We start from the raw sequence: 13275 nt of genomic DNA on the forward strand, positions 1-13275 counted from the left end.
GTGGGAGAACACTGCTCATGTCAGACTTAAATCGCGGAATCATGAAGTTCAAAGGAGCTGACAGCCCGATCGCGATCGGCCTTTCGGCGATCGTCATTGGCAGCGGCATCGGCTTCCTGATCTGGTGGGCGATGCAATCAGCCTACGCCTTCAGCTAACAGGCGCATAGAACTAGGACTTATGCAAAAACCCGGTTTCTCAGAAAAATCGTCGATAGATTCGGGAGATACTTGAGGCAGGAACCGGGTTTTTGAGTTCGCGCGCCTCCAGCACTGAGAACCTAAGAATTAGAAAGCATTGCTCAGAAGGCAGAATTTTCAGCAAATTCTGTCTTCTATATTTTTTTGCCCTCAGACAGCACTTGCCAAACTCTTATGTGGTGCTTATCCTGAGCTTGATGAGGCTTTTATACTTGTAACTTAATATGCGATCGATTTTCTTGACGTTTGCTCTCATGTGTTTAGCTAGCCCCGCTGTGGCCGCAACCTGCGAGGAAAGCTTTCAAAAAAAAGGCGACTTTCTCAGTGGTGCTGCCTTTTCGGCGCGGGTTCAGGTTGAGGGATTATCAGTAGAAAAAGCATTTTCCCAATTGCGACCCATTTTAGCCCGCGAGGGGATCAAGACTGTTAGCACTGATGTGAGTATGGGTGTGATGAAAGCAGAAAATCCCGCAACAGCTTTTCAGCGCGCTTTGCCGATCGATGTATTTGCCTCAGAGGATGGCAATCTGTTAACTGTCGAGATGATTTTTACCATTCCCAGTGGCGTGGGTGCAAGCAGGGACACCGTGAAAAAATACTTGTGCGATGCGCTAAATCAATTGTTGCCCAAAACTACAAGTACAAGCACTTCTGCGACACCACAACTGAGTTCGGCATTGCATTAATTCGATCGCTCTTGGGGAAACTATCTGCGTCAAGGAACGTTAATCTGTGGTTTCCTGTTGCTGCATCAACGCTTGAAATATCATCGCGGGCGATCTATCGAGTGCAGCAGATCGATCGCCCTTCCCCATCATATTTATGCCAAATCAGCGATCGCACTCCTGAGTTAGCTGAGCCTATCTGCTGTTATCCCATAGATTTCCCCCGTCGACTACTTTTGTAGTATAATTGTAGTCCGGTCGCCATCGCGCGCAATTATCAAACTCAAGTGTTTGGAAGGGGTTGTATCTCACAAGAAATTTATGGCAAGCTTTCAGGACATCATCAAATACTACAACCATTACTGGAAAACCTCGGTTCTGAGCATCGGTGCATCCAGCCTGTTTGCGATCGCAGATTTAGCCGTACCCTACGCGATCGGGCAAATCTTAAACGTATTGTCCGATCGACCTACAGACACAATAACGCAAAAATCGATCGCAGCGATCGCCTCATTTACCCAGCAGTCACCAAGCAAAATATTATCCTTATCCGTCTTGCTGGGCTTGATTTTTATCGTAACAGTCGCCAAAGCACCCATACAGCCTTGGGTGGGAAATTGGTTCCACTGGGCGCTACCATTAACAGCACGGCGCGATCGAATGAAAGGAGCGATCGGCAAAATCCTCACCTTACCCCTAGAATTCTACGACGAAAACAACGCCGGACGGATTGCCAGCCGCATCGCCAAAGGCATCGCCAACCACACTTGGACTTACCCAGAAATTGCCGGTGAATTCATCCCCGAAGTCGTGCGCTTAATCGGCATCTTTGCAGTTATCTGGTTAATTGAATGGCGCATCGGCTTATTAATTTTGGTTTCCTTCCTCTTTATCCTCAGTTTCACCCTCCAAAGCCTCCGACAAGTCACTCAGCGCGAAGCAATTTTGGATGAATACATCGAAAATACCGAAAGCCGCAACTCAGAAATTATTACCAACATCAAAACAGTCAAAGCATTTGGGACAGAAACAGACGAACTAAAAAGACAAACAACCAGACTCGATCGCGAATTGAAAGTAGTAGTTAACCGCATTCACAAAGGATACGTCATCCTGGGGACATACCAGCAGACCACCGTCCAGTTTTGCCTGTTTTCAGTTCTCGGTTTTAGTTTGGCAGCAACAGTCGCCGGTCAGATATCTCTGGGATATTTTGTTACGGTTTACACCTTAGCAAGCATGGCCTATTCCCAACTGCGTCCGATTAGCATTATCGCCGAATTATTTGCCCGCCGCTATTCTTCAATGATCCGGTTTCACGAGTTTATGCAATTGCCAGACGGTGTAGATGCGGTTAATTTAGCAACGGAAAATGCTGTATCGGCATCGCCTTATAAATTTACTGGCAAAATCGAATTTTGCGGGCTGACATTCGGGTACGATCGCCAAAAGCCGGTTTTGCAAGATGTAAATTTGTTGATCCATCCGTATCAAACAGTAGCATTAGTCGGGCGATCGGGTTCGGGGAAATCAACATTAGTTAAACTGCTATTTCGGTATTTCGAGCCAAATTCCGGGCGCATTCTGATCGACGGCGAGGACATTTGTAGCTTAGACGTGACTCGCTACCGCAAGCGTTTAGCCATCGTTCATCAAGAAGTAGACGTATTTAACGGTACTCTCTTGGAAAATTTGATTTACGGCAACCGGAAAGCAACTTTTGAGCAAGTTAAGGAAGCTTGTCGCATCGCCAGAGTAGACGAGTTTGTCGGCTTGTTGCCCCAAGGTTACTATACCGTTGTTGGTGAGCGGGGAATGCGTTTGTCCGGCGGTCAGCGGCAGCGGTTGGGGATTGCTAGGGCTTTGTTGGTGGAGCCGGACGTGTTAATCTTTGACGAAGCTACTTCTAGTTTGGATTATGAATCGGAGCGATCGATCCAACTAGCCATGCAAAACATCTTGGGTACGCGCACCACCATAATTATCGCCCACCGACTGAGTACAATTCGCGAAGCCGATGCGATCGTTGTATTAGACGGCGGTAAAATCGTCGAAATTGGCAGCCACGACGAACTCTTGAAGCAACAAGGCATTTACCGCCGCCTGCACTCCCTGCAAGAAACCGGCGAATTATTGAATTAGGGATTTGGGCTTAGCCGAGGCTTGGTGCACTTCGGTTTACCAAGTAAGCAGGCATTTCATCTACCAAGTGCATTTATAGCGGTTATCAAGCGTGGTGAGGTATACCCATAGCCCACCCTTCGACTTCGCTCTTCGGGCAAGATGCCCTGTTTGCCCTGTTTGCCCTGTTTGCCCTTTGTTCGGCCTATTAGTATCCGAAGTATGTCCACATTTAGGACAACTTTTCGATGTGTAATGAGCCGGAACTTTCGTTGCTAACGAACCATTTAGATGGGTTTTGTAGTCAATATACCCATGCAATTCGGCCTAAGACCATTTAGCTTTATTTCGATTGGCTCTACGCCTCTTCTTGCTTGCCTTCTTACCCGATTTAGTCCTAGTCCTGTCCGGTATTTCGGTTAGGTTTTATCGTCCAATCAGGGTGTTAGGTTTTGCAATCTCCTTACTGACTTGGTGGTTTACATCAGCGATCAACCGTTTAATTCAGCAGCTCGTATTCTCCGCCACGTTCTAATGCACGGCGGTATGCGGGACGCGCGTGAATGCGATCGAGAAAGCCCATCAGTTTCGGTCGGCTGCTGTCCAACCCTGCCCGTACAGCGGCCGCCTCCAATGGAAAGCTCATCTGAATATCGGCTGCGGTGAACTCACTACCAACAAACCATAAGTTTTTCTCAAGTTCTGCTTCTAGATAACCCAGATGCAGTGCGATTTGAGGCTCAATGAACGATTTATTGACGCGAGCCACAATTGCCCGCGCGATCGGTCGAGCGAAAAAAGGCATCGGACTTGTTTCGATTTGGTCAAAGACTAGCTTCAACAGTAGCGGCGGCATCGCAGAGCCTTCAGCATAATGCAGCCAGTAGATGTATCGCAAACGTTCCGGCGTGCCAAGCTCTGGAGCGAGTCGTCCGCCACCGTAACGGTCAACTAAGTATTCGACGATCGCACCGGATTCAGCCAGAGTCAGCGCACCATCAGTAATCACCGGAGACTTGCCGAGTGGATGCACTGCACGCAGCGACGCGGGAGCGAGCATTGTTTTCGGATCGCGCTCGTAGCGCTTGACTTCATACTCTAGGTCGAGTTCCTCTAGCAGCCAGAGCACTCGCTGGGAGCGAGAGTTGTTCAAATGGTGGACAGTAATCATGTTTTTATTCTCAGTTTACAAGGGATTGATGCGGTGAATTGTGAATGGTCAAGAGTGGATGTGTTGATAGAAAATTCGTTTAACAGTTTCTGCACAGAGGATGTAAAGTCCGACAATTGCTGCCAGCACCAACAGGAATTCGATCGGCAAGGATTGGAATCCCAGTAAACTTGCAAGCGGAGTATAGGGAAGGAAGAGTGCGATCAGGACGATCGCGATCGTTGACATCAACAAATACTTTCCCGGTTTGCTCGCGAGAATCGATTGCCGCGTCCGAATCACCAACACAATTATGGATGCAGAAATCACCGATTCCATAAACCAACCAGTTCGGAATTGCGCTTCGTTGGCGTGCAGCAGAAATATCAATGCTCCAAACGTCAGATAATCAAAGACAGAACTGAGTAAACCAAACACCAACATAAATTTGCGGATGAACTTGATATCCATGCGGCGGGGTTGGTTTACCAATTCCTTGTCTACGCGATCCGTGGCGATCGTCATTTCAGGAAAATCAGTCAACAGGTTTGTGAGCAAAATCTGACTGGGCAGTAGCGGCAAAAAGGGTAAAAACAGAGAAATGCCTGCCATGCTGAACATATTGCCGAAATTAGCGCTCGTTGCCATAAACACGTATTTAAGCGTATTAGCAAACGTCACCCGTCCTTCCTTCACACCCTCAACCAAAACATTTAGGTCTTTTTCCATCAGCACAATGTCGGCTGCTTCCTTCGCCACATCAACCGCACTCTCAACGGAAATGCCCACATCCGCAGCACGAAGCGCCGAGGCATCGTTAATACCGTCTCCGAGATAGCCCACCACATTCCCCGCTTTTTTGAGCGCGATGATGATCCGCTCTTTTTGATTCGGCTCAACTTCAGCAAAAACATTGGTTTCTCCAACACGATGAAGTAGCGCTTCATCACTGAGTTTTTGGAGCTCGGCACCAGTCAAAACCTTTGGTTTGGGTAGTCCTATCTGTTGAATGATACTGATCGCCACAGCCCGACTATCCCCCGTAATCATCTTCGGGGTGATTCCCAGGGCTATCAATTCTTGGAGGGTGTCAGCAATACCTGCTTTTGGTGGATCGAACAGGGCAAGATAGCCCATAAATGTCATGTTCGTTTCATCGTCTTTGCTGAAGGAATCGCGATCGCAATTGCGGTAAGCAACTCCCAATACTCGAAATCCTTTGCTGCCCAATTCTTCAGCGCGTTGTTGAATCTTGTCCTGCTGCGGCGCAATGTCGATCGTTTTCCCCTCAACCGTCTCTACCGTTGAGCAGACATCCAGAATATTTTTGAGTGCTCCTTTGGTGACAATTAGATGCGTATTCTCTTGTTTAAACAGGATGCTTAAGCGTTTGCGGTTGAAATCGTAGGGCACTTCATCGAGCTTTTGATAGGCAGAGATGTCAAATGTCTTGTGTTGACGAATCGCTTGGTCGATCGGATTTACATAGCCAGATTCAGATGCAGCATTCAAATAAGCGTAGAGCAAAACCCGATCGCTCTCCTTGCCATCCACATCAACCGCCGAGTGAATTTTCACCTCCCCTTCCGTCAGCGTGCCCGTCTTATCCGTACAAAACACGTTCATACTGCCAAAATTCTCGATCGCAGCCAACCGCTTCACAATCACCTGCTTGTTAGCCATTTGCTTAGCGCCGCGAGACAAATTGAGGCTGACAATGGCGGGCAGAAGTTGAGGAGTCAGGCCAACCGCCAGCGCTAGGGAAAATAGGAATGATTCCAAAACCGGGCGTTTCAGGTAAACATTGGCGGCAAAAATCAGGACAACCAGAATCAGCGTCACCTCCATCAGAAAGTAGCCAAATTTGGTGAGTCCCGCTTCAAATTCGGTTTCCGGCGGCCTAAGTTTCAATCGTTCCGATACCTTACCAAACTCAGTCTCCTTTCCGGTATTCACCACCACTGCTTTGCCAGTACCGCTGATGACATTGGTGCCCATATAAAGGATGTTAGTGCGCTTGCCCAGATCGGTTTCAGCAGGCAAAACGCCGCTGAGTTTGTCCGCCGGATAGGTTTCCCCAGTCAGCGCCGCTTCATTCACCGACAAATCTTTCGACTCCAGAATCAGGCAGTCACCGGGAATACTATCGCCAGCGTTAAGCAACACAATGTCACCCGGAACCACCTCCTCATTGGGGATTTCTTGAGATTTACCATCCCGCAACACCGTGGCTTTTACTTGCACCAGTGCCAGTAATTTCTCAACAGCATCCGTAGCTCCCCTTTCTTGCCAAAATCCTAGTAAGCCGCTAATTAGGACGATCGCCAAAATGACGATCGCATCTGCCACATCTTTCAGAAAGATCGACAGCACAGCAGCAAAAATCAGAATCAAGATAATCGGACTCTTAAACTCGTTGAGCAACAGCGTCAGTGAGTTCGATTGCTGTTTCTGTTTCAGACTGTTCGCACCGTATTCGCTCAGGTGTTGTTGAGCATCCTGACTGCTTAAACCTGCCGCTGTAGACTTCACCTGAGTCAGCACGCGATCGGCAGGCAAGTTCCAAAACGTCGAAAGTTGTGAATTCATTGTTTTATAGCTCAATACGGTTCACTTAAGACTGTTCAGTCTGTAAAACCCGGTGAAAAATATATACTGCGATCGCTTTCCTACCCTTCGCGAACGCCTTCGGCGAACGGATCGCTTCGCTAACACGCGGACGTTCGCAATCACAAAAAAGCGTTAAGTCTTGTTTTATACCTAACTTTTAATTTCCTGTTCGATTTTCCAGTTTACCGCTAACTGACTTATCGGTTCCGAACTCAATGATTAGAATTGTAAATGTAATGTTGCAAAATCAAGATGAAGCTGCTAAGGTGTATAGCTGTGGGTACAAATGGGTCGGTGCCCGAGCGGTTAATGGGGGCGGACTGTAAATCCGCTGGCTACGCCTACGCTGGTTCAAATCCAGCCCGGCCCACCACAATTTACATAAAAGTTAAAAATTAAAAATGTTAAATTAAAATTTTTAATCTTTTATGCCCGTGTAACTCAGGGGTAGAGTACCTCCTTGGTAAGGAGGAAGTCGCGAGTTCAAATCTCGCCACGGGCTTATCTTTCCAATCATTATGGCTGCGTCCTTTAGCAGTCTCACTCAATCTTTGATTGACGGCGGGCGCTGATTTTCCACTGATCTCGTCTTTCAATAATATCAACAATATCGGGCATTTTATTTGACCTCATCGGGGACAAAAAGTTCTATGGAGCACCGTAAACTTATGCCGCCCACAATACTTGTCGCGCTTCGACTCAGTTCATGCTGAGTCAATTTGTGCTTAGTCTAAACTCCAAGAGGGATAGTGTGAGGGAATCCCCACAGCCGATCGCGCAAAAATCGAAGTAGAAACTTCTGGGTTATCTGTAGCGCGATCTGTGGAGTACGAACAACTTAATTTTCATGTTAATTCTGACGGCACCCTCGATAAATTGCCCTCTGGCGATCGGGCGATGCAACCAGCCGCCGAAACCAAAGCAGCATCTATTGCAACAGCAGATATTCCCAAACTGAACGAAATATAACTGCCAATTATCAGCGCTGAGGCACTGTATCCCAGGGAAAACATCAGAATCAATTCAATTTCCAGGGCCCCTGTTGTCCAAATATCTCAGTCAATTGTAGAAGTAACAGGTTTGCGAATCAATCAAACACCAAACGGTTTGGAAATCATTTTAGAAACCGGAGGGCAACAATTACAAACTACTACTAGAGTACAAGGCAATACGGCGATCGTTAACATTTTAAACAGCTTTTATGTGCTAGATGGATGGAAAATTTGCCCGCATTTGATGAGTCAAATAAACTAGATTTTTAGTAAAATTTATAGGACAATAGTTGAGGGTTGAAATACAATTCTGAGGAACGAAAATTTAAGAATTCAAACATCAACTACGTTTTTCTCTATCCAGCAGCAGGGAGGTAAACAGAGGCTCTTCCTCGCCTATCTGCATTACCAGGCTCTTCGTGGTAACGAGCGATTCCTGGCCCGGCGCGATCGTCCGGGACTGTGATTTTTGACTCGGTGGGGGTAAAAAATCACGATATTTTCAGGGGCGGGCCAGGCATTGGCGGCAAGATCGCCCCTGTTGGGCGATCGACCTTTAGGATCGCACAAATGACCAAAAATCAGCGTTTATAAAGTCAATATGCAGGGAAAAAAGTATTCATTTGGGAGAATTGACAATTTTTTCGCCTAGTGAAAGTGCGTATTTGAAAGCTCTAGTCGCACCCGATACCGCAAATCCCAGGCCGAGCCAAGTTACGATAAGAATTATTGGTTTTCTTGGCTGTTTGAAAATCAAGCAATTTTTGCTTGTTGGGCACATCAGCACTTGTCTGTTAACAGCTATGTTCTTGAGGAAGCGGTAAGCCCCGCCCCGCTTCCTTAACCTGCGGCCAAGACAAAAATGCTTGATGCCAAAGGTTTCTGCGGGGATGAGGTATTCAGCGGGAGTTGTTAAATATGAGTTTATCTTTTAAGCAAATGACCCTTTATGTGACTTTGCTGTCGATCGGCGGAGGCATGGGATGGTTGGGGAATCGCTACCTGCAAGCCCCAAATTATCTCGAAACTGGATCGGTTTTGCCCGTGGTGCGCCAGCAAATCCCGCCCTATGCTTCTCCTCCGGTTCCAGAAAATCGCGCAGTCGATCGCACTAATCCTAATTTTATTGCTGAAGCAGCAGAAAAAGTCGGGCCTGCAGTCGTGCGGATTGACGCATCCAGCAAGGTGACGAATCAAGTACCGGAAGCTTTCAAAAATCCTTTGTTTCGCCGGTTTTTTGGGGACAATTTGCCGCAGCCGGAAGAACGAATCAAACGCGGCACCGGTTCGGGGTTTATTCTGACTGCTGACGGCCGCATCGTGACTAATGCTCACGTTGTCTCCGGTACGGATACTGTTAAGGTGACGCTCAAAGACGGCCGCGAGTTTGAGGGTAAGGTGCAGGGTGTCGATCCGCTGACGGATGTGGCTGTGGTTAAGATTAATGCTAAGGAATTGCCGCAGGTTGTTTTGGGTCGATCGGACAATATTGTACCCGGACAGTGGGCGATCGCGATCGGCAATCCTTTAGGTCTCGACAATACCGTGACTGTGGGCATTATTAGCGCTACGGGTAGAACCAGTTCCCAAGTCGGCATCCCCGACAAACGAGTCCGATTCATCCAAACCGACGCAGCCATCAACCCCGGTAATTCAGGCGGCCCCCTGCTCAACGACCAAGGCGAAGTAATTGGCATCAATACCGCCATTCGCGCCGACGCTCAGGGCTTGGGATTTGCAATTCCGATCGAAACGGCCAAACGAGTTTCCGATCAGTTATTCGCCAAAGGAAAAGCCGAACATCCCTATCTCGGCATTCAAATGATCGGCTTGACTCCCGCCACCAAAGCAGAAGTCAACAAACAACTAGATAATAAAATCACCCTCGATCGAGGTGTAGCCGTAATGCGAGTGGTGGAAAATTCCCCCGCTCAAAAAGCCAACCTGCGCGCCGGAGATGTGATTCAAAAAATTGACGGAATTGCGGTCAACACTCCCGGAGACGTACAAGAACGGGTGGAAAACGCTGCTGTCGGCAAAGAACTCGAAGTGGAAATTAACCGTTTGGGTCAAGTTCAGAAAATTAAAGTACGTCCGGGTGCTTTTCCCGTATCCGCTAGCCCCGCCGGTGGATAATTTCAACAGTTGACAGGATGCAGCATACAGGTTGAGAGTTTACAGAAGGACGATCGATCGCGCGAGGAGATGGCGAGGGAGAATGAATCTGATGCTCGATCGTTCCCGACACAAAAACCGGGTTTTTTACTACAATCCTCCGTCTGTCGCGAGGTATATAGGATTAAAAACCCGGTTTCTTAATTCCCTGTCCGTCCAGGATTGTTTATTTTTGGAACAACATTCATCTTTATGGCTTCGGCAAACCGTTGATATGTTTACTTTTCTTTAGGAGAGTTTGGTTTAATCGAACTCGTGCTGGCTAAATTTTCTTCTAGGTGCATCCTCTGCTCCATTTGCCTGAGAAAATAGCCTGTCATCATCGCGGAAGCTAGCAAACCTGCTAAATTTTCGCGGTCAGTCGTAATTTGGACATTAAAATTGTCTGAAGGCAATACCCCGACAAGTCCTTGGACGTTATGAGAGATAATTTCTTTGATTTCAGGGCTGGCGGACTTGGCGATGCGGGCTAGAACCTCGGGAGATTGGTGTTGGAGGTACTTCAGAAGTGGGTTGACTGCGGTTTGTTGGGCATTGTCTGGGTCAAAGTCAGGGTGAAAAACCATTTGGCGATTCTTAATTTCTGGCTGGCTACATTCTACTTCAAACTACTCGTCATTGCTTCGGTGCAAATTTGCCTGAAAGTCAATTTGCAGTTGTTTGGGGAGTTGGTCTACTTGAAAGTACCTATGAAATTTCTCGGTAACTTGTAACCAATACGATCGCCCGTCGGTAGGCTTCCGCTTGCGAACAAAGCCCATTTCTACCAGTTCCTGCACTTGTTGGTAAGCTCCAGAACCCCGCAAATTAACTAAATCCGGCTGTGCGATGCCGCCTTTGAGGGCGATCGCCGCCAGCGTCCGCAAAGCTCCCACACCTAATTCTGGAGGTATCAAAGTTTGCATCAAACTGGCAAACTCGTCTCTCAGTTGCAGGCTGTATCCCGTGGGAGTTTCGACGACTTCTAGGGCGCTGTCGCGGCGGGAAGAGTCAGACATGAGTTCAATAATGGCATCTTCGGCGGCAGGTCGATCGCACTTAGCAATCTCGGCAATTTCTGCTATTGAGACCGGCTGACCTTTAAGGTAAAGTATGGCTTCTATTGTTGTGGCTAAGCGAGTCATTGGGAAATTGGTAATCGAAAATTGGGATGTTGAAGTTCAACTTTCGCAGGAGGAGTCCCGCACTCTAACTGTACTCCGTTGAGTCACGGGAGGAATGCGCGCGAGGCCTGACTGCCGAGCAAATCTTTGATTCCTGTTGCAATATTAGTTTTCACCAGATACGATAACACCAGAGTTTGTGAAAATAATGTCCCAAGTCATCACCGCCAAGCTAAAACTAAACCTGACTGCCGAGCAAAAAGCTTTGGTGACTCAGACTACTTTAGCCTACCGAGATGCTTTAAATTACACTTCACAAGTCGCTTTTGACGCAGGCAAAACCAGCAATGGTGCTAAGCTGCAAAAAGCCGTCTACAACGAATTGCGGGTGAGATTTGGGCTGGGAGCCCAAATGGCTTGCAACGTACCCAGACAAGTTTCTGGAACCTACAAAACTCTGTGGACTAAGGTAAAACAATCTAACGATGCTATCGCTCAAGGTTACACCAAGAGAAGGTATAAAGGGCTTGACAAAGCCCCTAAATACATCTCTCGAACTTGTACCCTAAATTATCAGCGCGACTACTCTTTTAAAACCGAAAAGCGAGTGAGTATTATTACTCTCCAGGGTCGAATAGTGGTTTTGTATGATGGTTACAATAAGCATTTAGATTTAATTACAAATGGCGCTCATATTGGAGCAGCTAAAATTGTCTATCAGCGTTCCTCCAAGATCTACTATCTGATGGTAAGCCTTGAAGTAGAAACGCCTAAAATTGACCCACTGAAAATAACTAGAGTCTCTGGTGTTGACGTGGGTATGCGCTACTTAGCCGTGGAAACAGACTTGCAAAATAAGTCTAAATTCTACTCAGGCAAGAATGCTAGACACAAAGCTAACCGCTACCATAAAGCACGGATGACTCTTCAGCGTAAAGACACTCGTTCAGCGAAGCGAAGACTAATCGCTCTGTCTGGGAGAGAGAGACGGTTTATCGCTGATGTAAACCACCAAATCAGTAAGGATATTGCCAAACCTAACAGCCTGATAGGACTAGAAAACTTGACCGGAATCCGAGCTCGAACTAAGTCTAAGTCTGGGAAGAAGGCTAGCAAAAAACAGCGCAGAGCTAATAGAAATAAAGCTAAATGGTCTTATGCCGAATTGCATGGGTATATTGACTACAAAGCCCATCTAAATGGTTCGTTGGCAACGAAAGTTCCGGCTCATTACACGTCGAAAAGTTGTCCTAAATGCGGGCACACTTCGGATGCTAATAGACCAAACAAAGGACTATTGTTTCGATGCGAATGTTGTAGTCATGAGTTACACGCTGATTTGATTGGTGCGCGAAATATTGCAATGAGAGCGTTGCTTGTCCGGCAAGACTGGACGAGTACGGGGAGTTTGTCAGCATCCCCTGATGTATCGAGCGGTGAAACCAAAGCTGAGATTCTCTCTAGATTCTCAGAATTGCGGTGGAGCTCAGATAAAAGCCCACACCATAGAGGTACTCCGCTTGGTGATGGGTAGTTGACCAATCATTAGTGTAATTGATTTAACGAAATTAACCGATATTTGTGACTTCTGTATCGTGCATCAAGGGAATTAGCAATCAACATTCTCCTGAGACTTCTCCAATACTTCTTGTTGTTCTGGCATTTTCTCTGCTGTTTACAGGCTTTTTAAGAAAAGTATTTTACAATAAGTCGGGACTGTTTTTAATCACCAACTGTATAATCATAGTTAGTTTATTTAAGATTTTGTATTTCAATACGGTTCACTTAAGATTGTCCGAAAATAGGAACGAAGCAAACAAGAATATTTATTGTTCATAATCTTTTACCGCCTGCATCGTCCTAAATAAACCGTATTGCTCTATAATCAACACTACTGCTGCGATCGTGATATCTACTAACTGTAGCACTCTTTTATGAAAGTGGTATAATAGTTTTGCGATCGCTAGCGCGTGCAGTATCAAATACCAAGTCCGATTTTTTTTTGAGGGCGTTGCTAAACTTGAATATGAATTCAGATTGTTCGCTAAGCTGTTGCTCATATAGATTGTGTATGGCGATTGAGGGTCCGATGGGGATCAGGGGAGAGGGGGAGAGAATTTGACGTTTTTTGGTTGTCATCAAAATATACAATGTTTATTTGCACAACAGCTTATCAACCGAAGAGGATTTGCCGGCTTCATAGTCATAAACCATAAACCTAGTTAAATCATAAATTTCTAGTTGAGAATAGTCAATATT

The 13275-nt window shown here is 46.7% G+C and carries 13 protein-coding genes and 2 tRNA genes; 9 read left to right on the forward strand and 6 right to left on the reverse strand.

The window, feature by feature from the left end; all coding sequences use genetic code 11:
- Positions 1 to 17 precede the first annotated feature (17 nt).
- From AACV78_RS20135 to AACV78_RS20145, 3 genes are all read left to right on the forward strand, one after another.
- Positions 18 to 158 carry a hypothetical protein gene (locus AACV78_RS20135; protein ID WP_194010048.1) on the forward strand — a complete coding sequence of 47 codons (141 nt, stop codon included), beginning with the start codon at positions 18 to 20 and terminating at the stop codon, positions 156 to 158.
- 296 nt (positions 159 to 454) lie between these two features.
- Positions 455 to 886: a hypothetical protein gene (locus AACV78_RS20140; protein WP_194010049.1), complete on the forward strand. Its 432-nt coding sequence runs from the start codon at positions 455 to 457 to the stop codon at positions 884 to 886.
- A 300-nt stretch (positions 887 to 1186) separates the two neighbouring features.
- Positions 1187 to 3007, forward strand: a complete 1821-nt coding sequence (locus AACV78_RS20145; RefSeq protein ID WP_194010050.1) for an ABC transporter ATP-binding protein — start codon at positions 1187 to 1189, stop codon at positions 3005 to 3007.
- Between the two features lie 60 nt (positions 3008 to 3067).
- Here the strand turns inward: AACV78_RS20145 and AACV78_RS20150 are convergent, their stop codons facing one another.
- The 3 genes from AACV78_RS20150 to mgtA form a co-directional block, all read right to left on the reverse strand.
- Positions 3068 to 3307 carry a zinc ribbon domain-containing protein gene (locus AACV78_RS20150; protein WP_228041978.1) on the reverse strand — a complete coding sequence of 80 codons (240 nt, stop codon included), beginning with the start codon at positions 3305 to 3307 and terminating at the stop codon, positions 3068 to 3070.
- 178 nt (positions 3308 to 3485) lie between these two features.
- Complete coding sequence (locus AACV78_RS20155; RefSeq protein ID WP_194010051.1) at positions 3486 to 4157, reverse strand: glutathione S-transferase; 672 nt, start codon at positions 4155 to 4157, stop codon at positions 3486 to 3488.
- Positions 4158 to 4205: 48 nt separating this feature from the next.
- A complete protein-coding gene (gene mgtA / locus AACV78_RS20160) occupies positions 4206 to 6725 on the reverse strand; it encodes a magnesium-translocating P-type ATPase (RefSeq protein ID WP_194010052.1) in 2520 nt (839 codons plus the stop codon).
- 309 nt (positions 6726 to 7034) lie between these two features.
- On the opposite strand from mgtA, the gene AACV78_RS20165 reads away from it, so the two are divergent.
- The 5 genes from AACV78_RS20165 to AACV78_RS20185 all read left to right on the forward strand — a co-directional run bounded on the left by AACV78_RS20165 (position 7035) and on the right by AACV78_RS20185 (position 9874).
- Positions 7035 to 7119 (forward strand) — tRNA-Tyr (locus AACV78_RS20165).
- Between the two features lie 57 nt (positions 7120 to 7176).
- Positions 7177 to 7248: transfer RNA gene (locus AACV78_RS20170), tRNA-Thr, on the forward strand.
- Between the two features lie 320 nt (positions 7249 to 7568).
- The gene (locus tag AACV78_RS20175) at positions 7569 to 7715 is read left to right on the forward strand and encodes a hypothetical protein (protein ID WP_194010053.1); all 147 of its coding nucleotides are present in this window, start codon (positions 7569 to 7571) and stop codon (positions 7713 to 7715) included.
- Positions 7716 to 7826: 111 nt separating this feature from the next.
- Entirely contained in the window at positions 7827 to 8000 is a 174-nt protein-coding gene (locus AACV78_RS20180) for a hypothetical protein (RefSeq protein ID WP_194010054.1), read from the forward strand.
- 656 nt (positions 8001 to 8656) lie between these two features.
- Positions 8657 to 9874 (forward strand): HhoA/HhoB/HtrA family serine endopeptidase, encoded by a 1218-nt coding sequence (locus AACV78_RS20185; RefSeq protein ID WP_194010055.1) that lies wholly within the window; start codon positions 8657 to 8659, stop codon positions 9872 to 9874.
- Positions 9875 to 10131: 257 nt separating this feature from the next.
- On the opposite strand, the gene AACV78_RS20190 is transcribed toward AACV78_RS20185, so the two are convergent.
- Together AACV78_RS20190 and scpB are read right to left on the reverse strand one after the other, a co-directional pair.
- Entirely contained in the window at positions 10132 to 10479 is a 348-nt protein-coding gene (locus AACV78_RS20190) for a DUF760 domain-containing protein (RefSeq protein WP_194010056.1), read from the reverse strand.
- A 42-nt stretch (positions 10480 to 10521) separates the two neighbouring features.
- Positions 10522 to 11037, reverse strand: a complete 516-nt coding sequence (gene scpB, locus AACV78_RS20195; protein WP_194010057.1) for an SMC-Scp complex subunit ScpB — start codon at positions 11035 to 11037, stop codon at positions 10522 to 10524.
- Positions 11038 to 11224: 187 nt separating this feature from the next.
- On the opposite strand from scpB, the gene AACV78_RS20200 reads away from it, so the two are divergent.
- On the forward strand, positions 11225 to 12550 hold the full coding sequence (locus tag AACV78_RS20200; protein WP_194074265.1) for an RNA-guided endonuclease InsQ/TnpB family protein: 1326 nt from the start codon (positions 11225 to 11227) through the stop codon (positions 12548 to 12550).
- Positions 12551 to 12842: 292 nt separating this feature from the next.
- On the opposite strand, the gene AACV78_RS20205 is transcribed toward AACV78_RS20200, so the two are convergent.
- The gene (locus AACV78_RS20205) at positions 12843 to 13076 is read right to left on the reverse strand and encodes a hypothetical protein (RefSeq protein WP_194009145.1); all 234 of its coding nucleotides are present in this window, start codon (positions 13074 to 13076) and stop codon (positions 12843 to 12845) included.
- Positions 13077 to 13275 lie beyond the last annotated feature (199 nt).

The organism is Tychonema sp. LEGE 07196 (genome assembly GCF_963890365.1).
GTDB lineage: Bacteria > Cyanobacteriota > Cyanobacteriia > Cyanobacteriales > Microcoleaceae > Microcoleus.